This window comes from Sphingobium indicum B90A (assembly GCF_000264945.2).
Taxonomy (GTDB): Bacteria; Pseudomonadota; Alphaproteobacteria; order Sphingomonadales; family Sphingomonadaceae; genus Sphingobium; species Sphingobium indicum.
Map to the genome: position 1 here is coordinate 209,202 of NZ_CP013070.1, position 20,302 is coordinate 229,503.

Here is a 20,302-nt window from a genome sequence, read left to right on the forward strand (position 1 = left end):
TTCAAGACAGCCGCCTGACCGAGAGATTTGGGTGGAGAGCGGACGTTCCCCCTCCCGCCTGCGGGAGGGGGTTAGGGGGTGGGCTGGCGCAACATCAGCGTTGTTTTGCAACGGCTAAGTCAGAAGCTCGCTTCGCTCGCGCCCACCCCTGGCCCCTCCCGCCTGCGGGAGGGGAATGTCTTGGATTGGTCATTAGCTGCCACTAAATTCCTCCCTATGCGAAGCATGGGGAGGGGGACCGTTCGCGAAGCAAATAGTGGAGGGGAAATTTCGGAGGTCGTGCCCCATTCCCCTCCACCACGCTTTGCGCGGTCCCCCTCCCATCTCCCGATGGGGAGGAACTAGGATAGGTGCGCTTTCCACCCATAACCGCAATTTCATTGCCTTCCGGGGTGGCGTTCTGCCTGCGGCCTGCCTAATTTGGAACCATGGCAAGAAGCAGCCGATCCAACGACTGGGGCTTTCCCCGCTGGCGCAGCTATGGCGCATCGCGTGAGGCGCAGCAGGTGCGCCTGTGCGACCGGCATGGTTGCGACCGGCCCGGCGACTGTCCCGCGCCCAAATCGCCCAATAGCCGCGAACGCTGGTATTTCTGCACCGACCATGCGGCGGAATATAACCGCAACTGGGACTATTTTCAGGGCCTCGACCAGGAGGAACGCGAACAGCGCGAGCGGACGGAGCGGCGCGACGCGGGCGGCTATCAGAACAGCGCCTATCATGGCTGGGGCGGACCGGGCGACGGCAGCCGCTCGCGGGACGAGATGCACGCGCTCCAGGCGCTGGAGCTGGAGGATGACGCCGATTTCGACGCGGTAAAGAAAAGCTGGCGGCGTCTGGCGAAGGAATATCATCCCGACGTGAAGCCCGGCGACGCGCAGGCGGCCGTGCGCTTCCAGACGATCCAGGCCGCCTATGAAGTGCTGCGCGCCGCGGAGGAGCGGCGGACGTGGAAACCGCGGGAGCGGGCGGATTGAAGGATCGCGTCCGGTCTGACTGGGACCATGCGGTGCTCGTCTGCCGCAAATGTTCGAAGAGGCTGGACGGCGGTTTCGGTCCCGACGGCGGCGAGCGGTTGGCCAAAGCGCTGCGACGGCACCTTTCGCTGAAAAAGGGGCGCAAGGCGGCGGCGGGGATCGTCGAGGTCAATTGCCTGGGCGTCTGCCCCAAGGGAGCGGTGACGGTCGTGGACGGCGGGCAATCGCGCGACTGGTTGCTGGTGCGTCCCGGCGCCGATCTGGATGAACTGGCCGGAGCGCTGAACCTGCCTGCCGGAAGGCGAGGCTGAAATCAGCCTGCCCGCCTGATCCGGGACGATTCGATCAGCCCGGCGTCGAACAGCAAGGGCATCAGCAGCCCTTCCTCCTTTTGCAGGCGGTTCAGGATGCCGGCCAGCATCTCACGGGTTTCACGACAGAAATCCGCCCATTCGCGTTCGATCCGATCATCGCTCCAGCGCGCCATATAGGCGGCGAAGTCGCTGGCCATGGGCGCCATTTCGCTTTCGAGGCGCGCCGCCGTGCCGCGCAGCTTTTCATGCGGCTGCCGCTGCATATTGGGGTAGAAGATGCGATCTTCCAGCGCCAGATGCGCCATCAGCAGGCGCGCGAACTGCCAGCGCAGCGGGCCAAGCCTTTGCGGAATATTCTCGTCCGCGATCGCCTGATGAAAGCGGGCGATCATCGCCTCGATCTCATCATGCTGCCTCTGCAATTCGTCGAGGTCCATGCACCGTTTTCCTCATCCCCGCCGGGCATTTTCCAATGACGGGGTTAAGAAACGGTTGTCGGGAATTTACAAAGGTTTGAACGGATGCCCGCCACGCATTCCACGCGGCGGGCATCCCGGCTTTCAGGCCGGCTGGTCGGCCCGGCTGACGCCCTGGCCATCCAGATTCTGGGCGGCGAAATCCCAGTTGATCGCTTCCTTCAGGACGCGGTCGGCATAGTTAGGGCGGGCGTTGCGATAGTCGATATAATAGGCATGTTCCCAGACATCGAGGATCAGCAGCGGCGCATGGCCCTCATGCGCGACGGGCGTGTCGGCGTCGTGATAGCTGGTGACTTCCAGCTTGCCGTCCTTCAGGATCAGCGCGGCCCAGCCGCTGGCGAAATGGCCGACGGCTTCGGCCTTCAGCTTTTCGATCAGGGCGTCGACCGAACCGAAGGCTTCCTCGATCTTGGCGAGCAGGTCGCCGCTGGGCGCTGTCTTGGTGGGCGAGAGCGACTGCCAGTAGAATGTGTGGTTCCAGATCTGGCCGACCTGGTTGAACAGGCCGCCCTTGGACGACTTGATCAGTTCGACCAGCGACTTGCCCTGGAGCGAGGCGTCGGCGGCGACCAGTTCATTGGCCTTCACGACATAGGCATTGTGGTGCTTGCCATGGTGGAAGTCGAAGGTTTCGGCGGTCAGAATGTCGCCAAAGGCATCCTTGGCATAGGGAAGGGGGGGCAGAACAAAGGCCATGTCGGAACTCCTCGGGTTCTTGGGTCGGGTGGCCGCATAACGACGATGCGGCCGGAAGGCTCCCCGCCCCTAGCAGTGTTACCGCCCTACGGAAAACAGGATATTTTCGTCCAAGATGCGGAAATATCCATGTGACAGCGGCGTAACGATGGCATAGCATCGCCGGTCAGGCCGCCCGGAGAATGCGGCGGTCGGAACTTGGGGGAAGGGTCCATGGCAAAATTCTTCGGCAATCTGAATCTCGTGCTGGTCGCGGGGCTGCTGCTCGCGATCGTTGTCATGTTCGGCGCGCATGCCGGGCTGGTCGACGCCAACGCGGTTTTCCGCTGGCTGCACCTCTTCTTCGGCATCATCTGGATCGGGCTGCTTTATTATTTCAACTTCGTCCAGATCCCGACCATGCCGAAAATCCCGGCGGAATTGAAACCGGGCGTTTCCAAGCATATCGCGCCCGCCGCCCTCTTCTACTTTCGCTGGGCGGCGGCCTTTACGGTGCTGACGGGCCTGATCGTCGCCTGGCTGGCGGGTTATGTGCATCAGGCGCTGCTGGTGCAGGCGCCCTACACGCTGATCGGCATCGGCATGTGGCTGGCGCTGATCATGGCGTTCAACGTCTGGTTCCTGATCTGGCCGAACCAGAAGAAGGCGCTGGGCATCGTTCCGGCGGAGGACGACGCGAAGGCGAAGGCGGCCACAACCGCGATGATGTTCAGCCGCCTCAACACCCTGCTGTCGCTGGCGATGCTCTATTGCATGGTCAATTTCAGTTGATCTGGCGGGGCGGGCGTCCCGTGGCGCCTGCCCCTATCCCTGCGGCGGGGTGGTTTCGCCGACATCCTCGCTGTCCAGCTTTTCGCCCAGGTCCAGGCCGTGGCGCATCAGCATCGGTATGTTGGCGGCGGCGAAGACGACCGACACGACGGTCACGCCCCACACCTTGACGGCGAGCCAGCTATCGAAGCTCATCGTCCGGCGCATGATTTCGTTGGCGAGCGCCATGAAGACGAAGAAAAAGGCCCAGTTGCGCGACAGCTTGCGCCAGCCTTCCTCGGTCAGTCCGTCATAGGCGGCCTGGAGCAGATATTTGAGCAGCGCCTTGCCGCGCATCAGCCCCGCGAACAGCATCAGCGCGAAGAAGGCGTAGATGATGGTCGGCTTGATCTGGATGAAGCTCTGGTCGCGGAAATAGATGGTGAGCCCGCCGAAGAAGAGGATCAGCAGCGCCGAGAGCCAGAGCATGGGCGACACGCGGCCCAGCTTCACCTTCGACACGATGACGGCGACGACGATGGCGGCCATGAAGGCGGCGGTGCCGAAGGTCATGGCGGTGATCGGATTGCCAGGTCCCCACAGCCACCCCGCGCCCTTGTAGGTCAGGAAGAAGACGAGGAGCGGGCCGAAGTCCAGCGCCAGGCTGAGATTGCCGTTATGGGCGGGTTTTTTGGAGGTAGGTTTTTGGGGGTCAGCCATGACTAGGTGCTCCGGTGCTCCTGCGAAGGCAGGAGCCCAGGCCCGCCGTCCGAACTGGGCTCCTGCCTTCGCAGGAGCACGCTATTTCTTTGCAGCGCATGATTTCACCGCGCATAGGCGGTCCCCGCGATTGCCCGCGCCATGTCGCCCGGATCGAAGGGGCGCAGATCCTCGATCTTCTCGCCCACGCCGATGGCATGGATGGGCAGGCGATATTTCTCCGCCGCCGCGACCAGCACGCCGCCGCGCGCCGTGCCGTCCAGCTTGGTCATGACCAGCCCCGTCACCTGCGCGACTTCCTTGAAAACCTCGATCTGGCTCAACGCATTCTGCCCCGTGGTGGCGTCCAGCACCAGCACGACGTCATGCGGCGCCGCCGGGTTCAACCGGCCCAGCACGCGGCGGATCTTCGCCAGTTCGTCCATCAGCTCGGTCTTGTTCTGGAGGCGGCCCGCCGTGTCCACGATCAGCACGTCGATGCCGGTGGCGGTCGCCTGCTTGACGGCGTCGAACACGATGCCCGCCGCGTCGCCGCCCTCCTTGCCCGCGACGATGGGGATGCCCAGACGATCCGCCCAGACCTTGAGCTGGCCGATGGCGGCGGCGCGGAACGTGTCGCCCGCCGCCAGCATCACGCCATAATCCTGCTCCAGGAAATTATTGGCGAGCTTGGCGATGGTGGTGGTCTTGCCGGAGCCGTTGACGCCAATGACGAGGATGACCTGCGGGCGCGGGAAGGCCTCTATCTCCAGCGGGCGCGCCACGGGGGCGAGGGTCTTTTCGATCTCCTCCGCGATGATCTCCCGCAGATAATCTTCGGTCAGTTCGCGATTGTAGCGGCCTTCGGATAGGCGGTCGCGCACGCGGGCGGCCATGGCGGGGCCAAGGTCGCTGACGATCAGCGCTTCCTCGATCTCGTCCAGCGTCTGCTCGTCCAGCGCGGCCTTGGTGAAGAGGCCGGTGAGATTCTCGCCGAGCTTGTCGGACGTGCGCTTCAGGCCGCCGAAGAGGCGATCGCGCCAGCTTGTGCCGGGTTCAGTCATTGCTGCGCCTCTTGCGCGATCAGCGCGCCATTCTCAAGGCCCGTGATGGTCGCATGGATGATGGAGGAAGGCGTTTGCGGCGCGCCGAAACGCACCGGGGCGAAATTTTCGGCATGGCCCGAAAGCCCGTTGCGTTCGACCAGCACGGATTGGGTCGAGCCGATGAGGTTTCGCAGCCAGCCTTCCCGCTGCGCTTCGCAGGCCGAGCGGAGGCGGGCGGCGCGGGCCTTGACCGCGGCGCGGTCGACCTGCGGCATGCGGGCGGCGGGGGTGCCGGCGCGGGGGGAATAGGGGAAGATATGGCCGTGGACGATGGCGCATTCCTCAACCAGCCTGAGGCTGTTTTCGAACATGGCCTCATCCTCGGTCGGGAAGCCCGCGATGATGTCGGCGCCGATGCTGATGTCGGGGCGGGCGGCCTTGAGCCGCTCCACGATGCGGACGGCGTCGGCGCGGCCGTGGCGGCGCTTCATGCGCTTCAGGATCATGTCGTCGCCCGCCTGGAGCGAGAGGTGGAGGTGCGGCATCATGCGCGGTTCATGGGCGATGAGGTCGAACAGCCGCTCGTCGATCTCCACGCTGTCGAGCGAGGACAGGCGCAGGCGGGGGAGGTTGGGCACGCCCTTCAATATGCGCTCGATCAGCAGGCCCAGCGAGGGCGCGCCGGGCAGGTCGGGGCCGTAGCTGGTGACGTCGACGCCGGTGAGGACGATTTCCTTGTAGCCCGCGTCGACCAGTTCGCGGGCCTTGTCGATGACGGCGCCCGCCGGGACGGAGCGGCTGTTGCCCCGGCCATAGGGGATGATGCAGAAGGTACAGCGGTGGTCGCAGCCATTCTGCACCTCCAGAAAGGCGCGGGCATGTTCGGCGAAGGCGCTCGCCATATGGGGGGCGGTCTCGCGGACCGACATGATGTCGGAGACGTGGACTTTCTGCGCCGCGCCCTCCTCATGCGTCATCCCAGCGAAAGCTGGGATCCCAGGCCCAACGCCGTGCCCTATCGCCTGAGATCCCAGCCTTCGCTGGGATGACGAGTAGGGGGAAGGGGTCATCTTTTCGCGGTTGCCGATTACCGCATCGACCTCGGCCATCTGGGCGAAAGTCTCAGGCTCGGTCTGGGCCGCGCAGCCCGTCACCATGATCCGCGCATCGGGGCGGTCGCGGCGGGCGCGGCGGATCGCCTGCCGCGTCTGGCGGACCGCTTCGGCCGTCACGGCGCAGCTATTGACGACGATCAGATCGTCCCGGCCGCCAGCCATCTCTCGAATCGCCTCGCTTTCCGCGATGTTGAGGCGGCAGCCGAGCGTGATGATCTGCGGGCCGCTCATGTCAGAAGCGCGCCCAGTCAGCCTCGCCGTCGAAGACATGGGTGGCGGGGCCGGTCATCATGATGTGCCCGCCCGGCGTCCAGTCGATCACCAGGTCGCCGCCCGGCAGGCTGACCGTCGTGGGGCCGCTCACCAGCTTGCGCCGGACCGCCGCCACCGCCGTCGCGCAGGCGCCGGTGCCGCAGGCGCGGGTCAGCCCGGCGCCGCGTTCCCAGACGACGAGGCGGATGTGATTGTCGCCCACCACTGCCGCGAAATTGACGTTCACGCGGGCGGGGAAGAGCGGATCATGCTCGATCAGCGGTCCCAGACGGTCGAAATTCACACCGTCCAGATCGTCCAGGAAGAAGATCACGTGCGGATTGCCGACATTGACCGCGACCGGGGCGGGGAGGTCTTCCCAGCTTACCGGCATGGCCAGCGTGTCCATGGCGTAGGCGAGCGGGATTGCGTCCCATTCCAGCCGGGGCTGGCCCATGTCGACGCTCGCGCCGCCGTCGACGGCCTTCGCGTCCAGCAGGCCTGCCTTCGTCTCGATCAGCACGTCGCGGCCGACGAACAGGGGGACGCAGCGGGTTGCGTTGCCGCAGGCCTCCACTTCGCTGCCGTCGCTGTTGAAGATGCGCATCGACACGTCGGCGCGGTCGCTATTTCCTATCAGGATGAGCTGGTCGCAGCCGATCCCGGCATGGCGGTCGGCGATGGCCATGGCGCGCGCCTCCGTCATGTCGAGCGCGCCATCGCGCGCGTCGATCACGACGAAGTCGTTGCCCAGTCCATGCATTTTCGAAAAACGGCCCATAGTGCGGCGCATGTAGGGCCTGTGAGGCGAAAAAGCCACCCTAAGCGGTGCTCAGGGATGCCCGCCTGCGCCCATAGAGGAAATAGACGGCCAGGCCGATGGCGTTCCAGATCAGGCAGGCGATGATGGTCTTCACCGGCAGGCTGACGAACAGATAGGCGCAGCCGCCGATGGCGCCGAGGCCCACCAGCCATCCGGCGGGCGTGCGGAAGGGGCGTTTCATGTCCGGGCTGCGCCGCCGCAGGATCAGCAGGCAGGCGCCCACGGCGGTGAAGGCGATCAGCGTGCCCGCATTGGCCAGCGCCGCGATCTCGTCGATGGGCAGCAGGCCTGCGACGATGGCGACCAATAGGGCGGTGACGGCGGTGATGCGGGCGGGGGTGCCGCGCCTGGAGATTTGCGCCAGCCCTTGCGGCAGGAAACCGTCGCGGGCCATGACCAGGAAGATGCGGCTCTGGCCGTAGAGGAAGCCCAGCAGCACGGTCGGCAGGGCGATCACCGCCGCGATGGCGACGATGCGCGCCACCTGCCCCTTGCCCATTTCGCGCAGGATCAGCGCCAGCGGCTCCGGGCTGTCGGCGAAGCGGGTGAAGGGCATCGCCCCCACCGCAGCCGCCGCGACCAGTACATAGATGAGCGTGCAGGCAAACAGCGAACCGACGATGCCGATGGCCAGGTCGCGCTCCGGATTCTTCGCCTCCTCCGCGGCGGTGGAGATGGCGTCGAAGCCGTAGAAGGCGAAGAAGATGATCGCCGCCGCCGCCATGACGCCGCGCTCCACCCCGTCCGGCCCCATCGACTTGGCGAAGCCGAAGGGCATGAAGGGCTGGAGATTCTGCGCGTCGAAGGCGGGGAGGGCGATGGCGACGAACAGGCTCAATGTCGCGATCTTGATGAGGACGAGCAGGCTGTTGAGCCGGGCGCTTTCATGCGTGCCCAGCATCAGCAGCGCGGCGACCACGGCGATGATGAAGATGGCGGGCAGGTTGACGAGGCCGCCAAGCTCTGGTCCTCTGGTCAGCAGGTCCGGAAATCCCACGGAGGTCAGCAGCGGCGCGGCATAGCCCGACCAGCCGACCGCCACGGTCGACACCACCAGCGAATATTCCAGGATCAGGCTCCATCCCACCATCCAGGCGATGCCCTCCCCCAGCACGGCATAGCTGTAGCTGTAGGCGCTCCCGGCGGCGGGCATCATGGTGGAGAGTTCCGCATAGGCCAGCGCGGCGCAGGCGCAGATCGCGCCCGCAATGGCGAAGGACAGCAGCACCGCAGGCCCCGCCCGGTCCGCGCCGACGCCGATCAGGGTCAATATGCCCGTGCCGACGATGGCCCCCACGCCCAGCGCCAGCAGATGCGGCCAGGACAGGGTGCGCGCCAGCCTGTGCCCTTCATGGGCGGGCATCATCGCCTCCATCGGTTTGCGGCGCGTCCAGCTCATTGCGGTCTCCCTTCCTGTGCAGGGGTTGCCGGGTTGGGGGTGGCTGGCAAGGGGAATTTTTTCGAGCGTTCTATAATGGGGGCTGGTGGGGGGTAAGGTCTTTCCGGAAGGCTATCGTCATTCCCGCCTTCGCGGGAGCGACAAATTTGGGTGGGGAGCGGACGTTCCCCTATTCGTCACCCCGGACTTGATCCGGGGTCCCGCTGCCTTGGGCTGGGCGCGGACTCAGAAAGAAAGCGGGACCCCGGATCAAGTCCGGGGTGACGGTAAATGATGTCCGCTCATGGCCAATAGCCGACGTTAATTCCTCCCTACGCTAAGCGTGGGGAGGGGGACCGCTCGCGAAGCGAGTGGTGGAGGGGGAAATACCCAGGTCGTGCCCCATTCCCCTCCACCACGCTTCGCGCGGTCCCCCTCCCCATCCTTCGATGGGGAGGAATGGGGTAGGTCCGCTTTCCACCCAAATCTCTCGATCCGGCGGCTCTCTTGAATTTTGTCCACGCTGCCTGGCCCCAAGGGCGGAACTGGGCTCCTGCCTTCGCAGGAGCACGGCTTGCTGAAATAAAGGGCGTTAATTCTCTTCGGGCGTTGCCAGATAGTCCCGCACGTCGCGCCGCAGTTCGCCAGCGCAGAGGTAGAGCGCGATGACATTCGGGATCGCCATCAGGAAGAAGCTGCTGTCGACGATGCCGACCACCCGGCCCAGGTCGATGGCGGCGGCGGGGGGCAGGGCGACGATGTAGAGGATCTTGTAGCTCCACTGCGCCTTCGGCCCGTTGCCGAACAGATAGCCCCAGGCCTGAAGCCCGTAAAAGCCCCATGCCACCAGCGTCGAATAGGCGAACAGCACCACGACCACCGCCAGCAGCCAGGGGAAGGAGGGCGAAACCTGCGCGAAGGCGGCGGAGGTGATGGCGATCCCCTCCAGCCCGCCATTCCATGTGCCCGCCACGACCAGCGCCAGCCCGCCCAGCGCGCAGACGATCATCGTGCCGAGCAGCGGTTCCAGCAGGGCGACCAGCCCCTCCGACACCGGATGCCGCACCCGCGCCAGGCTGTGCGCCATCACCGCCGATCCCACGCCCGCCTCGCTGGCGAAGACGGCGCGCCGCATGCCCGCGACGAAGGCGCCCACCGCGCCGCCGGTCGCGGCCTGGCCGCTCCATGCGCCGCGCCAGATGTCCGCCAGCGCGCCCGGAATGGCGGCGGCATGGAGGATCAGCACGGTCGCCACGCCGATCAGATAGACCGCGACCTTGAGCGGCGTCAGCCGCTTCGCCACCTCGCCCAGCCAGGCCGCGCCGCCCAGCGTCACCAGCGCCACCGCGCCGGCCAGCATCGTGCCATAGGCCCAGCCATTGGCGAAACCCGTCACCACCTTCACCTGCGCGAAGCTCTGGTTGACCTGCACCATGGGGATCGCCCCGAACAGCGCGAAGAAGGCGTAGAAGCCGCCCAGGATCAGCCCCGCCTTCGGCCAGCCGCGCGCCGCGCCCACGGCCTTGAGCACATACATCGGCCCGCCATGCACATGGCCCTGCGCGTCGAAGACGCGATATTTGAGGCCCAGCGTCACTTCCGCCATCTTCACCGTCATGGCGAACCAGCCGATGACGAACATCCAGAGGATCGCGCCCGGCCCGCCCATCGTCAGCGCGACCGCGACGCCCGCGATATTGCCGAGGCCGATGGTGCCCGACAGCGCCGTCGACAGCGCGCCCCACTGGCTGACGTCGCCCTTCGCCTCGCCCGCATGCGGCTGCGCCCTGAGGATGCGGAGCGCCCGGCCCACCGCGGTCAGGTTGGGAAAGCCGAGCCAGAGGGTGAAGAACAGCATCGGCAGCGCGAGGTAGAGCACGATCAGTTCGATCTGCGCGCCCAGCACCGGCACCTTCATGAAGACCGCGCCGGAAAGGGCGTCGACCGCTGCGTTGAATCCGTCCATTTGCAAGGGGATGGCCGGTCCTTGCTGGAAAGTCGAACAAAGATTGCTATGGGAAGCATGAGAGCTTCACCGCTGGGCGGGCAGGGACGATGAGCAGGACATATTTCGGCACCGACGGCATTCGCGGGCGCACCAACCAATGGCCGATGACCGCCGAACTGGCGATGAAGGTCGGCATGGCGGCGGGCAAGCATTTCAAGCGCGGCACGCATCGCCATCGCGTGGTGATCGGCAAGGATACGCGGCTTTCCGGCTATATGGTGGAGAATGCGCTGGTCGCGGGCTTCACCGCCGTGGGCATGGACGTGGTGCAGTTCGGGCCGATCCCGACTCCGGCGGTGGCGCTGCTGGCCCATTCGATGCGCGCCGATCTGGGCGTGATGATTTCGGCCAGCCACAATCCCTATTTCGACAATGGCATCAAATTATTCGGGCCGGACGGCTACAAGCTGTCGGACGAGGACGAGATGAAGATCGAGGCGATGCTGGAGCAGGAGATTCCGCTCGCCGCATCGCAGGACATCGGCCGCGCCCGCCGGGTCGAGGATGCGCGGGGCCGCTATATCCATGCGGTCAAATCCAGCTTTCCGGCCGATCTGCGGCTGGACGGGCTGAAGATCGTGGTCGATTGCGCCAATGGGGCGGCCTATCAGGTCGCGCCCTCCGCCTTCTGGGAATTGGGGGCGGAGGTGGTGGCGATCGGCGTCACGCCCAACGGCATCAACATCAACGACCGTTGCGGTTCGACATCGCCCCAGCTTTTGCAGGAAAGCGTTGTGTCGGCGGGGGCGGATATCGGCATTGCGCTGGACGGCGACGCTGATCGGCTGATCGTGGTGGACGAGCATGGCGCCATTGTCGACGGCGACCAGATCATGGCGCTGATCGCGGGCAATTTCGCGCGGGCGGGGACGCTGCGCGGCGGCGGGCTGGTGGCGACGGTGATGTCCAACCTGGGGCTGGAGCGGTTCCTGTCCGGCCAGGGCATGGCGCTGGAGCGGACCAAGGTCGGCGACCGCTATGTGCTGGAACGGATGCGGGAGGGCGGCTTCAACGTCGGCGGCGAGCAGTCGGGGCATATGATCCTGTCCGACTATGCGACCACCGGCGACGGCACGGTGGCGGCGTTGCAGGTGCTGGCGGCGCTGGTGCGGTCCGGCAAGCCCGCGAGCGAAGTGCTGCACCAGTTCGATCCGGTGCCGCAATTGCTGAAGAATGTCCGCTTTTCCGGCGGCAAGCCGCTGGAGCATGAGGATGTGAAGCGGGTGATTGCCCAGGCGGAGGCGGAGCTGAACGGCAGCGGGCGGCTGGTGATCCGGCCTTCGGGCACGGAGCCGGTGATCCGGGTGATGGCCGAGGGCGACCGGGAGGATCAGGTGAAGGATGTGGTCGAGCGCATCTGCGACGCGGTGGCGAAGGCGGCGGCGTGATGCTTGAGATGCGGCCCGATTGCGAGCGTTGCGGGGTCGACCTGCCCGCCGATGAGCCGGGGGCGTTCATCTGTTCCTTCGAATGCAGCTTTTGCGCGCCCTGCGCGGAGGCGTTGGACGATCGTTGCCCCAATTGCGGCGGGGAGTTGATGGACCGGCCGACGCGGATGGGGGATGCGCTGACGCGGCATCCGGCGTCGACGGAGCGCAAATATAAGGCATGAGTGTCGCCCGCATCCTGATCATCGCTGGGTCCGATAGTGGCGGGGGCGCGGGCATCCAGGCGGATATCCGGACCGTGACGCTGCTGGGCGGCCATGCGATGACCGCGATCACCGCGATCACGGCACAGAATACCCTGGGAGTTCAGGGCGGCGTGCAGGGCGTCCATCCCGTTCCGACCGACATGGTGCTGCGGCAGATGGAGAGCGTGATCGGCGACATCGGCGTCGATGCGGTGAAGATCGGCATGATCGGATCGGCGGAGACCGCCGTGGCGGTGGCGGAGCGGCTGGCGGCGCTGGAGGGCGTGCCCATCGTGTTCGATCCGGTCATGGTGGCGACCAGCGGGTCCGTGCTGGCGGACGGGGAGACCATCGCGGCGTTTGAGCGGCTGATGGCGCTCGCCACGCTGGTGACGCCCAATATTCCGGAACTGGCGGCGCTGGGCGGGGAGGAGATCGCGGTCCGTTTCGCGACGCATGTGCTGGCCAAGGGCGGGCATGGCGAGGGGCCGATGCTGACCGACCGGCTGATCGGGCCGCGGGGCGTGGTGAAGGCGTGGAGCAATGCGCGGATCGACACGCGGCACAGCCATGGCACGGGCTGCACGCTGGCCAGCGCGGTCGCGACCGGGCTGGGGCAGGGGCTGGACCTGATCGACGCCATCGAGCGGGCGCGCAAATATGTGCGGGCGGCGCTGGCGTTGGCGCCGGGTCTGGGGCAGGGCCATGGGCCGATGGGCGCGCCCTTCGGATTTCACGACCATGCCTGATTTCGCCCATGAACTGCTGCACCATCCGGGGCTGGTGGCCGGGGTGGACGAGGCCGGGCGCGGGCCGCTGGCCGGGCCGGTCGTGGCGGCGGCGGTGATCCTGCGGCAGGAGGACTGCCCCGAAGGCCTCAACGACTCCAAGCAATTGAGCGCGGCCCGGCGCGCCGTGCTGGAGGGGGAGATCAAGGCGCGGGCGCTGTGCTGGGGGCTGGGGGTCGCCTCGGTCGAGGAGATCGACAGCCTCAACATCCTCTGGGCGACGATGCTGGCGATGACGCGGGCGGTCGAGGCGCTGGCCCATGACTGCGCGCATGTGCTGGTGGACGGCAATCGCTGCCCGCAATGGCGCTGGGCGTCGACCGCGATCGTCGAGGGCGACGCCAAATGCCTGTCCATCGCGGCGGCATCCATCCTGGCGAAGGAGGCGCGCGACCGGATGATGGTGGAGGCGGCGGCGGCGCATCCCCATTATGGCTGGGAAAGCAACAAGGGCTATGGCAGCGCCAGGCATCTCGCGGCGTTGCGGGAACATGGCCCGACGCCGCTGCATCGCAGGAGCTTTGCGCCGGTCGCGCAGTTGAGTTTGCTGTAGAACGCATCCGGGGCTGGCGCTGGCGCGTCTTATGGTTAAAAAAGCGTTTATGCGCGCTTTTCTAACCTCAATGCTGCTTATGTTCTGCGCCATTGCCGTTCCGGCCGGGGCGCAGGAGCCGGTGGGGGCGGGCGGCTATCGCTGGCTGGAGGAGGGCCCCTTTGCCGGGCCGCTCTATCTGGTGATCAGCATCGAGCGGCAGATGGCGCATGTCTATGACGGCGACCGGCTGGTGGGGATGGCCAGCGTGTCGACGGGCATGAAGGGGCATCGCACGCCGACCGGGGAGTTTCCCGTGCTGCAGAAGCGGCAATGGCATCGGTCGAACCTCTATTCCAACGCGCCCATGCCCTTCATGCAGCGGCTGACCTGGGACGGGATCGCGCTGCATGCCGGGCATAATCCGGGCTATCCGGCGAGCCATGGGTGCATCCGCCTGCCCTATGATTTTGCGCGCAGGCTGTTCGGGATGACGCAGGTCGGGACTTTGGTGAGCGTGACGTCGGATCGCTTGAGTCCCGCGCTGATGGTGGATGCGCTGGTGGCGGGCGATCCGGGCAGCGCGGTCGTGACCTTCTCGCCGCAGGCCGCGCCGGTGGTGTTGGCGCAGCGGGATGAGACGGTGCCGCCGATGCCTATGCTGGAGGTCGATCCGGGGATTTTCCGGCTGCGGTTGATGCGGCGGTAGGGGGTGGCCGTCGTTCCCCCTCCCGCAGGCGTTCAAACGAGGCACGTGACTCGTTTGAAGGGGTTAGGGGGTGGGCTGGCGCGACATCCACGTTGTTTTGCAACGGTTAAATCAGAAGCTCGCTTCGCTCGCGCCCACCCCTAACCCCTCCCGCCTGCGGGAGGGGAATGTCTTGGGTTGGATGATCAGGCCGCTTCGGCAGTCTCTTCCGTCGCGGGGAGGCGGATGAGGTAGTCGAAGGCGGAGAGCGCCGCCGTCGATCCCGCGCCGCAGGCGATCACGATCTGCTTGTAGGGCACGGTCGTGCAGTCGCCTGCCGCGAAGACGCCCGGCAGGCTGGTTTCGCCGCGCGCGTCGATCTCTATCTCGCCGCGTGGGGAGAGGGCGATGCTGTCCTTCAGCCATTCGGTGTTGGGGACAAGGCCGATCTGGACGAAAATGCCCTCCAGCTCGACATCATGTTCCGTGCCGCTGTTGCGGTCCTTGTAGCTGAGGCCGGTGACGCGCTCGCCATTGCCGTCCACCCGGGTGGTGAGGGCGGAGGTGATGATCTTCACGTTCGGCAGGCTGGCGAGCTTGCGTTGCAGCACCGCGTCGGCGCGCAGTTGGCTGTCATATTCGATCAGCGTCACATGGGCGACGATGCCGGCCAGGTCGATGGCCGCCTCCACGCCGCTGTTGCCGCCGCCGATCACCGCCACGCGCTTGCCCTTGAAGAGGGGGCCGTCGCAATGCGGGCAATAGGCCACGCCCTTGTTGCGATATTCCTCTTCGCCGGGGACGCCCATCTGCCGCCAGCGGGCGCCGGTGGAGAGGATGACGGTGCGGCCCTTCAGCGAGGCGCCATTTTCGAGCACGACTTCATGATAGCCGCCTTCGGTCCTGGCCGGGATCAGCTTCGCCGCCTTTTGCAGGTTCATGATCTCGACATCATAATCCTTGACGTGCGCCTCCAGCGCGGCGGCGAATTTGGGGCCTTCGGTGCGGCTGACCGAGACGAAATTCTCGATATCCATGGTGTCGAGCACCTGGCCACCGAAACGTTCCGCCGCGATGCCGGTGCGGATGCCCTTGCGCGCCGCATAGATGGCCGCCGCCGCGCCCGCGGGGCCGCCGCCGACGATCAGCACCTCGAACGGATCCTGGGCCTTGATCCTTGCGGCGGCGCGGGCGGCGGCGCCGCTGTCGATCTTCGCGACGATCTGCTCCAGTTCCATGCGGCCGCTGGCGAAGGGTTCGCCGTTCAGGAAGACGGTGGGAACGGCCATGACCTTGCGGGCGTCGACCTCCTCCTGGAACAGCGCGCCGTCGATGGCGGTGTGGCGGATGCGGGGGTTGAGGACCGCCATCAGGTTCAGCGCCTGCACCACGTCGGGGCAGTTCTGGCAGGAGAGCGAGAAATAGGTTTCGAAGGCGAAGTCGCCGTCAATGTCCTTGATCTGCTGGATCAGTTCCTGCGCGGCCTTCGACGGATGGCCGCCGACCTGGAGCAGGGCGAGGACGAGGCTGGTGAATTCATGGCCCATGGGAAGGCCCGCGAAGGTGACGACGATGTCCGTGCCGGCGCGGCGGATCATGAAGCTGGGGACGCGCCTGTCGCTGCCGGCGGCGATGGACACCTTGTCCGACAGCTCGGCGATCTCTTCCAGCAGGGTCTTCAGTTCGCGGCTCTTCGCGCCGTCGTCCAGCGATGCGACCAGTTCGATCGGCTGGGTGATGTTCGCCATATAGGCCTTGAGCTGACCCTTGAGATTTGCGTCCAACATATCGGTCTCCATGGTTGGGCGCGCCTATCCGGGGCGCGGCTTGACGATCGCCGGGATGGTGCGACCCGAAGGCCCGGCGTTTTTGCTAATGATCTGGCGGTCTTGCCGTTCCCTGTTCCTGCGAAGGCAGGACTGCGGTTCAAGCGGCTGGACTGGGCTCCTGCCTTCGCAGGAGCACGCAGCATGTAAAGGCCCTGCCGGATCAGGGAGGAACTCTACCCGATCCGGCAGATGCCCTTTCAGGTCGTCAGATCTTGCCGACGAGGTCGAGCGACGGAGCAAGGGTCGCTTCGCCTTCTTCCCACTTGGCCGGGCAGACTTCGCCGGGGTTGGCGGCGACATATTGGGCGGCCTTGATCTTGCGGAGCAGTTCGGTCGCGTTGCGGCCGACGCCTTCCGAGGTGATTTCCATGAACTGGATCACGCCTTCGGGATCGACCAGGAAGGTCGCGCGGTCGGCCAGGCCGACGCCCGGACGCATCACGTCGAAATTATTGGTGATCTGGCCCGACTGGTCGCCCAGCATGTAATAGTTGATCTTGCCGATGGCCGGCGAGGTGTCGTGCCACGCCTTGTGGCTGAAATGCGTGTCGGTCGACACCGAATACACCTCGACGTTCAGCTTCTGCAGCGTCGGGTAGATGTCGGCCAGGTCTTCCAGCTCCGTCGGGCAGACGAAGGTGAAGTCGGCGGGGTAGAAGAAGAAGACGGCCCACTTGCCCTTCACGTCGGCGTCGGTCACGTCGACAAACTTGCCTTCCTTGTAAGCGGTGGCCTTGAACGGCTTGATGGTCGTATTGATAAGCGCCATGGGCTTTCCAGTTCCTTTTCAGGGGTTGCTGTTGCCCGACCCATGTAGGGAATGCGCACGGCGGCGTGAAATTGGTTTTATCGACCAGGTTGATTGATAAAAGCGATCACTGCCGGTTCATTGATCGGCTTGGGCTGTAACTGCATCCAGACGATGGCGAGCCGGCAGATGGCGGTTTTCCGTGACCCCTTAAATATCGCGCCAGCCCACCCCCTGGCCCCTTCAAACGAGTCACGCGCCGCGTTTGAACGTCTGCTGAACGTCTGCGGGAGGGGGAATGGCGGGAAACCACCCGCATCACGCAATCTGGCGAGTCTTGAATTCGTCGACGCTGCCTAGCCGTCCCTCGGCTTTTCCAGGACATAGTTCATCGCCTCCTCCAGCATGCCCAGCGCTTCCTCTATGGTGAAGGTGGAGGAATCGAGGCACAGTTCCAGCCACAGGCCGTCGATCATCGCGGTCAGCGCGATGGCGGCGATGCGCGCCTCCGGCCGGGCGATCTGGGGGGCGGCCTCCCGCAGCAGCACCTCCATGCGTTCGCGCCCGCCGCCATAGGTTTCGGCATGGGTGGCGGCGATGGCCGGATTGGTCTTGTTGAGGCTCCAGAAGGAAATCCAGGTCGCCAGCAGATTGGGGTCCAGCACCGGCGGCTGGAAATTGGAACGCAGATAGGCCCAGAGCCGGTCGCGGGGGGAGGGGCCAGCCTCCGCCACGGCGCGCTCCATCGCGGCGGCGACCTTTTCGCCGACATCGCGATAGGTGGCCAGGATCAGCGCGTCGACGCCGTCGAAATAATGGGTGAGAAGGCCCGCCGAAACGCCGGCATAGGCGCAGATGGCGCGGACGGACGTGCCGCCCACCCCCTTTTCCGCAAGGCAGCGCGCCGTCGCCTCGATCAGGGCCTGCCGCCGGACATCGGCGGATTCGCGAACGAACCGTGCCCTTTCGGGGCGCCCCTCAACCTTGTGCTCCATGTCTTTTCCCCGCCCATGATCCGCCCTTCCCGCCGAAGCCGCCGACAGGCGGCCCGTCCCCTGCCAGGAAAAGGGATCGAAGCCCCGCGTTCAGCGGTTTATGGGGTCAATTGCAAGGAGAAATATGGATGACATGTCGCAATATGGGCCTGATCCTCCCGCTCATCGCGATGGGAGCGCTAACGTCCGGTTGCGCCAAGGGCGTGGACGAAGGCGGGGCCGCGAACAATGCCGGACGGCCGGCGGAGGTGGAGGCGATGGCGGAGCCGGACGCCGTGGACGCGGCCGCCAATGAGGCGACAGGTCCGCCCACCGACGCGTGGGTCGGGCGGTGGAACGGGCCGGAGGGGCTGTTCCTGGACATCCAGCCTTCGCCCGATGGGCGGCGCGGCCATTACGCCATCGCCAACCAGGACAATCTGGACCGGCAGGGGGACTATGCCGGGGTGGCGGAAGGCGCGACGATCCGCTTCGCGCGCGACGGCAGGGATCTGGTCATCCGTCCGGGGACGGGCGCGGAAACCGGGTTCAAGGATCTGGCCGGCCGGCAGGATTGCCTGATCGTGCTGCCGGGGCGGGAGGGCTATTGCCGCTGATCCGGTCAGGAACCCGCTCGCTCGCTTGCGCATTATGCCGCCGGGAGGCGTGAAGACGAGGAGGATTCATATGGCGGATTATCAGGAACGTCCGGCGACGACCACGATCATCGAAAAGCGCGGCGGCGGCGGCACCATGGTGGCGGTTCTGCTGCTGGTCGTGGTGGTGGCGATCGCCGCCTTCTTCCTGATCGGCAGCGAGAGCCGGAAGGACAGCGCCGTCGAAAGCGCGGCCACCCAGGTCGGCCAGGCCGCGAGCGATGTCGGCGACGCGGCCAAGGACGCGGCCGGGACTGTGAAGGAACAACCTGCGGATTGATCGGCCTGGACGCATTCAGGACTTGTCGGACCGGGTGATCTGGGTGGGGAGCGGATGTCCCCCTATCCGTCACCCCGGGTCTTTCGACAAGCTCAGGACAGGCTTGATCCGGGGTCCCGCTTTCTTTCTGAGCGCGCGCCTCGTCCAAGGCAGCGGGACCCCGGGTCAGGCCCGGGGTGACGGAAAACTGAAGACCGCACTGCCCATCCCGACATTTTCGAATTTGTCCGCTCGCCCTAGCCCGCTCTTGCCTGCGGGAGGGGGATGACGGCCAACCATCGAAATCAAAAAAGGGCGCTCCGTCGAGGAGCGCCCTTTTCTTTGTCTGCTGTTCCGGCTCAGCCGAAGTTGCTTAGCCTTCCACCTTTGCGTGCTTGGGGGCGGCTTCGTTGAGGATGCGCAGGATCTTCTTGAGCGCGCTCGGTTCGTCCGTTTCCTCCATCGCCGCGAGTTCGCGGGCGAGGCGGCTGGAGGCGGCTTCGAAGATTTGCCGTTCGGAATAGCTCTGTTCCGGCTGGTCGTCGGCGCGGAACAGGTCGCGGGTCACTTCGGCGATCGACACCAGGTCGCCCGAATTGATCTTCGCCTCATATTCCTGGGCGCGGCGCGACCACATGGTGCGCTTCACCTTGGGCTTGCCCTTCAGCGTCTCGACCGCTTCCTCCAGCGTCTTGTTGGAGGACAGCTTGCGCATGCCGACGCCTTCGGCCTTGTTCGTGGGCACGCGGAGCGTCATGCGTTCCTTTTCGAAGCGGAGCACGTAAAGCTCCAGCTCCATGCCCGCGATCTGCTCCTTCTGAAGCTCTATGACGCGGCCAACGCCATGCTTGGGGTAAACAACATAATCACCTACGTCAAAGGACAGCGCCTTGGCAGCCATTTGAAACCTTTCCATTATTCCGGGAGGAGCGGTGGCGTTCGCCTTGCAGGTGCGAACGGATGCACGAGCCGAGGGGGATGCGGCGCCACCATCAAGTCATCAGGCATTTATCTCCGTAGCGGACGCGACCATGTCCACCTGTTGATGACTATTTAGCAGATTCGTAACAAAATTGCCACCCCTGGACACAAAATCCGGGAGTGGGCAGGCAAATAAACCGCAACAGCTTGTTGCCGGGGGCAGCCGTTGCGCCGGTGGCGGGCGACGCTGCGGCGCGGCAGCTCAGCTACCGGCGCCGGGTTCGGGCGAGAAGAATTGTTCGAACTTGTTTTCGACGCCCTTCATGTCGTCGGCGTCGGCGGGCGCATCGCCCTTGACGGTGATGTTCGGCCATTCGGCGGAGAATTTGGTGTTGAGCTCCAGCCATTTTTCCAGGCCGTTCTCCGTATCGGGCAGGATCGCCTCGGCCGGGCATTCCGGTTCGCACACGCCGCAGTCGATGCACTCGTTCGGGTTGATGACCAGCATATTCTCGCCCTCGTAGAAACAGTCCACGGGGCAAACCTCGACGCAATCCATATATTTGCAGCGGATGCAGTTATCGGTCACGACATAGGTCATGGGTCAGCACTCTTGGCAATAAGGACAATCGGCGCCCTGCTATGCGCGGTCGCAGCGAAGGTCAATGAGGATATTGTTGGGCGGCGGGTAGCGGGCTTTTTCCTGTCATCCCTGCGGAGGCGGGGATTCTGTCCCC

At 65.5% G+C, this 20,302-nt stretch carries 23 protein-coding genes; 10 read left to right on the forward strand and 13 right to left on the reverse strand.

The features are described 5' to 3' along the window. The first annotated feature begins 428 nt into the window (after window positions 1-428). Together SIDU_RS01075 and SIDU_RS01080 are read left to right on the forward strand one after the other, a co-directional pair. A complete protein-coding gene (locus SIDU_RS01075) occupies window positions 429-977 on the forward strand; it encodes a J domain-containing protein (protein WP_007682314.1) in 549 nt (182 codons plus the stop codon). Next, entirely contained in the window at window positions 950-1,288 is a 339-nt protein-coding gene (locus SIDU_RS01080; protein ID WP_007682316.1) for an NADH-quinone oxidoreductase subunit NuoE family protein, read from the forward strand. Before SIDU_RS01075 ends, SIDU_RS01080 begins: the two co-directional genes overlap by 28 nt. Before the next feature lie 2 nt (window positions 1,289-1,290). Here the strand turns inward: SIDU_RS01080 and SIDU_RS01085 are convergent, their stop codons facing one another. Then, a complete protein-coding gene (locus SIDU_RS01085) occupies window positions 1,291-1,728 on the reverse strand; it encodes a hemerythrin domain-containing protein (protein WP_007682318.1) in 438 nt (145 codons plus the stop codon). Between the two features lie 123 nt (window positions 1,729-1,851). Beyond that, window positions 1,852-2,466: a superoxide dismutase gene (locus tag SIDU_RS01090; RefSeq protein ID WP_007682320.1), complete on the reverse strand. Its 615-nt coding sequence runs from the start codon at window positions 2,464-2,466 to the stop codon at window positions 1,852-1,854. A 213-nt stretch (window positions 2,467-2,679) separates the two neighbouring features. Here SIDU_RS01090 and SIDU_RS01095 point away from each other — a divergent pair, with 213 nt between their 5' ends. Beyond that, window positions 2,680-3,237, forward strand: coding sequence for a urate hydroxylase PuuD (locus SIDU_RS01095; RefSeq protein ID WP_007684390.1), 558 nt, complete (start codon window positions 2,680-2,682; stop codon window positions 3,235-3,237). A gap of 33 nt (window positions 3,238-3,270) precedes the next feature. Here the strand turns inward: SIDU_RS01095 and ispZ are convergent, their stop codons facing one another. The 6 genes from ispZ to SIDU_RS01125 all read right to left on the reverse strand — a co-directional run bounded on the left by ispZ (window position 3,271) and on the right by SIDU_RS01125 (window position 10,495). After that, window positions 3,271-3,936, reverse strand: coding sequence for a septation protein IspZ (gene ispZ, locus SIDU_RS01100; RefSeq protein WP_007684391.1), 666 nt, complete (start codon window positions 3,934-3,936; stop codon window positions 3,271-3,273). Between the two features lie 104 nt (window positions 3,937-4,040). Further along, on the reverse strand, window positions 4,041-4,979 hold the full coding sequence (gene ftsY, locus SIDU_RS01105) for a signal recognition particle-docking protein FtsY (RefSeq protein WP_007684392.1): 939 nt from the start codon (window positions 4,977-4,979) through the stop codon (window positions 4,041-4,043). Continuing rightward, window positions 4,976-6,307 (reverse strand): tRNA (N(6)-L-threonylcarbamoyladenosine(37)-C(2))-methylthiotransferase MtaB, encoded by a 1,332-nt coding sequence (gene mtaB / locus SIDU_RS01110; protein ID WP_007684393.1) that lies wholly within the window; start codon window positions 6,305-6,307, stop codon window positions 4,976-4,978. Before mtaB ends, ftsY begins: the two co-directional genes overlap by 4 nt. 1 nt (window position 6,308) lies before the next feature. Continuing rightward, entirely contained in the window at window positions 6,309-7,109 is an 801-nt protein-coding gene (gene dapF, locus SIDU_RS01115; protein ID WP_007684394.1) for a diaminopimelate epimerase, read from the reverse strand. Between the two features lie 40 nt (window positions 7,110-7,149). Further along, window positions 7,150-8,550 carry an amino acid permease gene (locus SIDU_RS01120; protein ID WP_007684395.1) on the reverse strand — a complete coding sequence of 467 codons (1,401 nt, stop codon included), beginning with the start codon at window positions 8,548-8,550 and terminating at the stop codon, window positions 7,150-7,152. Window positions 8,551-9,121: 571 nt separating this feature from the next. Then, window positions 9,122-10,495 carry an alanine/glycine:cation symporter family protein gene (locus SIDU_RS01125; RefSeq protein WP_007684396.1) on the reverse strand — a complete coding sequence of 458 codons (1,374 nt, stop codon included), beginning with the start codon at window positions 10,493-10,495 and terminating at the stop codon, window positions 9,122-9,124. A gap of 89 nt (window positions 10,496-10,584) precedes the next feature. On the opposite strand from SIDU_RS01125, the gene glmM reads away from it, so the two are divergent. The 5 genes from glmM to SIDU_RS01150 all read left to right on the forward strand — a co-directional run bounded on the left by glmM (window position 10,585) and on the right by SIDU_RS01150 (window position 14,199). Continuing rightward, on the forward strand, window positions 10,585-11,925 hold the full coding sequence (gene glmM / locus SIDU_RS01130) for a phosphoglucosamine mutase (protein ID WP_007683565.1): 1,341 nt from the start codon (window positions 10,585-10,587) through the stop codon (window positions 11,923-11,925). Further along, window positions 11,925-12,149, forward strand: a complete 225-nt coding sequence (locus tag SIDU_RS01135; RefSeq protein ID WP_007683567.1) for a DUF1272 domain-containing protein — start codon at window positions 11,925-11,927, stop codon at window positions 12,147-12,149. Before glmM ends, SIDU_RS01135 begins: the two co-directional genes overlap by 1 nt. Then, window positions 12,146-12,919 carry a bifunctional hydroxymethylpyrimidine kinase/phosphomethylpyrimidine kinase gene (thiD, locus tag SIDU_RS01140; RefSeq protein ID WP_007683569.1) on the forward strand — a complete coding sequence of 258 codons (774 nt, stop codon included), beginning with the start codon at window positions 12,146-12,148 and terminating at the stop codon, window positions 12,917-12,919. The genes SIDU_RS01135 and thiD overlap by 4 nt, the downstream gene beginning before the upstream one ends. After that, window positions 12,912-13,511: a ribonuclease HII gene (locus SIDU_RS01145; protein WP_007683571.1), complete on the forward strand. Its 600-nt coding sequence runs from the start codon at window positions 12,912-12,914 to the stop codon at window positions 13,509-13,511. The genes thiD and SIDU_RS01145 overlap by 8 nt, the downstream gene beginning before the upstream one ends. A 79-nt stretch (window positions 13,512-13,590) precedes the next feature. Continuing rightward, the gene (locus SIDU_RS01150; protein WP_007683573.1) at window positions 13,591-14,199 is read left to right on the forward strand and encodes a L,D-transpeptidase family protein; all 609 of its coding nucleotides are present in this window, start codon (window positions 13,591-13,593) and stop codon (window positions 14,197-14,199) included. A 185-nt stretch (window positions 14,200-14,384) separates the two neighbouring features. Here SIDU_RS01150 and ahpF read toward each other — a convergent pair whose 3' ends face one another. From ahpF to SIDU_RS01165, 3 genes are all read right to left on the reverse strand, one after another. Next, window positions 14,385-15,965: an alkyl hydroperoxide reductase subunit F gene (gene ahpF / locus SIDU_RS01155; RefSeq protein WP_007683575.1), complete on the reverse strand. Its 1,581-nt coding sequence runs from the start codon at window positions 15,963-15,965 to the stop codon at window positions 14,385-14,387. A gap of 247 nt (window positions 15,966-16,212) precedes the next feature. After that, a complete protein-coding gene (gene ahpC, locus SIDU_RS01160) occupies window positions 16,213-16,776 on the reverse strand; it encodes an alkyl hydroperoxide reductase subunit C (protein WP_007683577.1) in 564 nt (187 codons plus the stop codon). Between the two features lie 335 nt (window positions 16,777-17,111). Beyond that, a complete protein-coding gene (locus tag SIDU_RS01165) occupies window positions 17,112-17,750 on the reverse strand; it encodes a TetR family transcriptional regulator C-terminal domain-containing protein (RefSeq protein WP_007683579.1) in 639 nt (212 codons plus the stop codon). 128 nt (window positions 17,751-17,878) lie between these two features. On the opposite strand from SIDU_RS01165, the gene SIDU_RS01170 reads away from it, so the two are divergent. Together SIDU_RS01170 and SIDU_RS01175 are read left to right on the forward strand one after the other, a co-directional pair. Beyond that, window positions 17,879-18,346: a hypothetical protein gene (locus tag SIDU_RS01170; RefSeq protein WP_007683580.1), complete on the forward strand. Its 468-nt coding sequence runs from the start codon at window positions 17,879-17,881 to the stop codon at window positions 18,344-18,346. Between the two features lie 70 nt (window positions 18,347-18,416). Next, entirely contained in the window at window positions 18,417-18,665 is a 249-nt protein-coding gene (locus tag SIDU_RS01175; protein WP_007683581.1) for a hypothetical protein, read from the forward strand. Between the two features lie 352 nt (window positions 18,666-19,017). Here the strand turns inward: SIDU_RS01175 and SIDU_RS01180 are convergent, their stop codons facing one another. Together SIDU_RS01180 and fdxA are read right to left on the reverse strand one after the other, a co-directional pair. Next, on the reverse strand, window positions 19,018-19,545 hold the full coding sequence (locus SIDU_RS01180; RefSeq protein WP_007683582.1) for a CarD family transcriptional regulator: 528 nt from the start codon (window positions 19,543-19,545) through the stop codon (window positions 19,018-19,020). Between the two features lie 282 nt (window positions 19,546-19,827). Then, the gene (gene fdxA, locus SIDU_RS01185; RefSeq protein ID WP_007683583.1) at window positions 19,828-20,166 is read right to left on the reverse strand and encodes a ferredoxin FdxA; all 339 of its coding nucleotides are present in this window, start codon (window positions 20,164-20,166) and stop codon (window positions 19,828-19,830) included. Window positions 20,167-20,302 lie beyond the last annotated feature (136 nt).

What these genes read in the sequence shown, in the direction of transcription:
- ftsY (WP_007684392.1), bottom strand. Translation starts at nt 4,979, where the DNA reads ATGACTGAACCCGGCACAAGCTGGCGCGATCGCCTCTTCGGCGGCCTG.
- SIDU_RS01145 (WP_007683571.1), top strand. Translation starts at nt 12,912, where the DNA reads ATGCCTGATTTCGCCCATGAACTGCTGCACCATCCGGGGCTGGTGGCC.
- dapF (WP_007684394.1), bottom strand. Translation starts at nt 7,109, where the DNA reads ATGGGCCGTTTTTCGAAAATGCATGGACTGGGCAACGACTTCGTCGTG.
- SIDU_RS01120 (WP_007684395.1), bottom strand. Translation starts at nt 8,550, where the DNA reads ATGAGCTGGACGCGCCGCAAACCGATGGAGGCGATGATGCCCGCCCAT.
- fdxA (WP_007683583.1), bottom strand. Translation starts at nt 20,166, where the DNA reads ATGACCTATGTCGTGACCGATAACTGCATCCGCTGCAAATATATGGAT.
- ispZ (WP_007684391.1), bottom strand. Translation starts at nt 3,936, where the DNA reads ATGGCTGACCCCCAAAAACCTACCTCCAAAAAACCCGCCCATAACGGC.
- SIDU_RS01165 (WP_007683579.1), bottom strand. Translation starts at nt 17,750, where the DNA reads ATGGAGCACAAGGTTGAGGGGCGCCCCGAAAGGGCACGGTTCGTTCGC.
- glmM (WP_007683565.1), top strand. Translation starts at nt 10,585, where the DNA reads ATGAGCAGGACATATTTCGGCACCGACGGCATTCGCGGGCGCACCAAC.
- ahpF (WP_007683575.1), bottom strand. Translation starts at nt 15,965, where the DNA reads ATGTTGGACGCAAATCTCAAGGGTCAGCTCAAGGCCTATATGGCGAAC.
- thiD (WP_007683569.1), top strand. Translation starts at nt 12,146, where the DNA reads ATGAGTGTCGCCCGCATCCTGATCATCGCTGGGTCCGATAGTGGCGGG.
- SIDU_RS01095 (WP_007684390.1), top strand. Translation starts at nt 2,680, where the DNA reads ATGGCAAAATTCTTCGGCAATCTGAATCTCGTGCTGGTCGCGGGGCTG.
- SIDU_RS01090 (WP_007682320.1), bottom strand. Translation starts at nt 2,466, where the DNA reads ATGGCCTTTGTTCTGCCCCCCCTTCCCTATGCCAAGGATGCCTTTGGC.
- SIDU_RS01125 (WP_007684396.1), bottom strand. Translation starts at nt 10,495, where the DNA reads ATGGACGGATTCAACGCAGCGGTCGACGCCCTTTCCGGCGCGGTCTTC.
- SIDU_RS01175 (WP_007683581.1), top strand. Translation starts at nt 18,417, where the DNA reads ATGGCGGATTATCAGGAACGTCCGGCGACGACCACGATCATCGAAAAG.
- SIDU_RS01075 (WP_007682314.1), top strand. Translation starts at nt 429, where the DNA reads ATGGCAAGAAGCAGCCGATCCAACGACTGGGGCTTTCCCCGCTGGCGC.
- mtaB (WP_007684393.1), bottom strand. Translation starts at nt 6,307, where the DNA reads ATGAGCGGCCCGCAGATCATCACGCTCGGCTGCCGCCTCAACATCGCG.
- SIDU_RS01180 (WP_007683582.1), bottom strand. Translation starts at nt 19,545, where the DNA reads ATGGCTGCCAAGGCGCTGTCCTTTGACGTAGGTGATTATGTTGTTTAC.
- SIDU_RS01170 (WP_007683580.1), top strand. Translation starts at nt 17,879, where the DNA reads ATGACATGTCGCAATATGGGCCTGATCCTCCCGCTCATCGCGATGGGA.
- SIDU_RS01150 (WP_007683573.1), top strand. Translation starts at nt 13,591, where the DNA reads ATGTTCTGCGCCATTGCCGTTCCGGCCGGGGCGCAGGAGCCGGTGGGG.
- SIDU_RS01085 (WP_007682318.1), bottom strand. Translation starts at nt 1,728, where the DNA reads ATGGACCTCGACGAATTGCAGAGGCAGCATGATGAGATCGAGGCGATG.
- ahpC (WP_007683577.1), bottom strand. Translation starts at nt 16,776, where the DNA reads ATGGCGCTTATCAATACGACCATCAAGCCGTTCAAGGCCACCGCTTAC.
- SIDU_RS01135 (WP_007683567.1), top strand. Translation starts at nt 11,925, where the DNA reads ATGCTTGAGATGCGGCCCGATTGCGAGCGTTGCGGGGTCGACCTGCCC.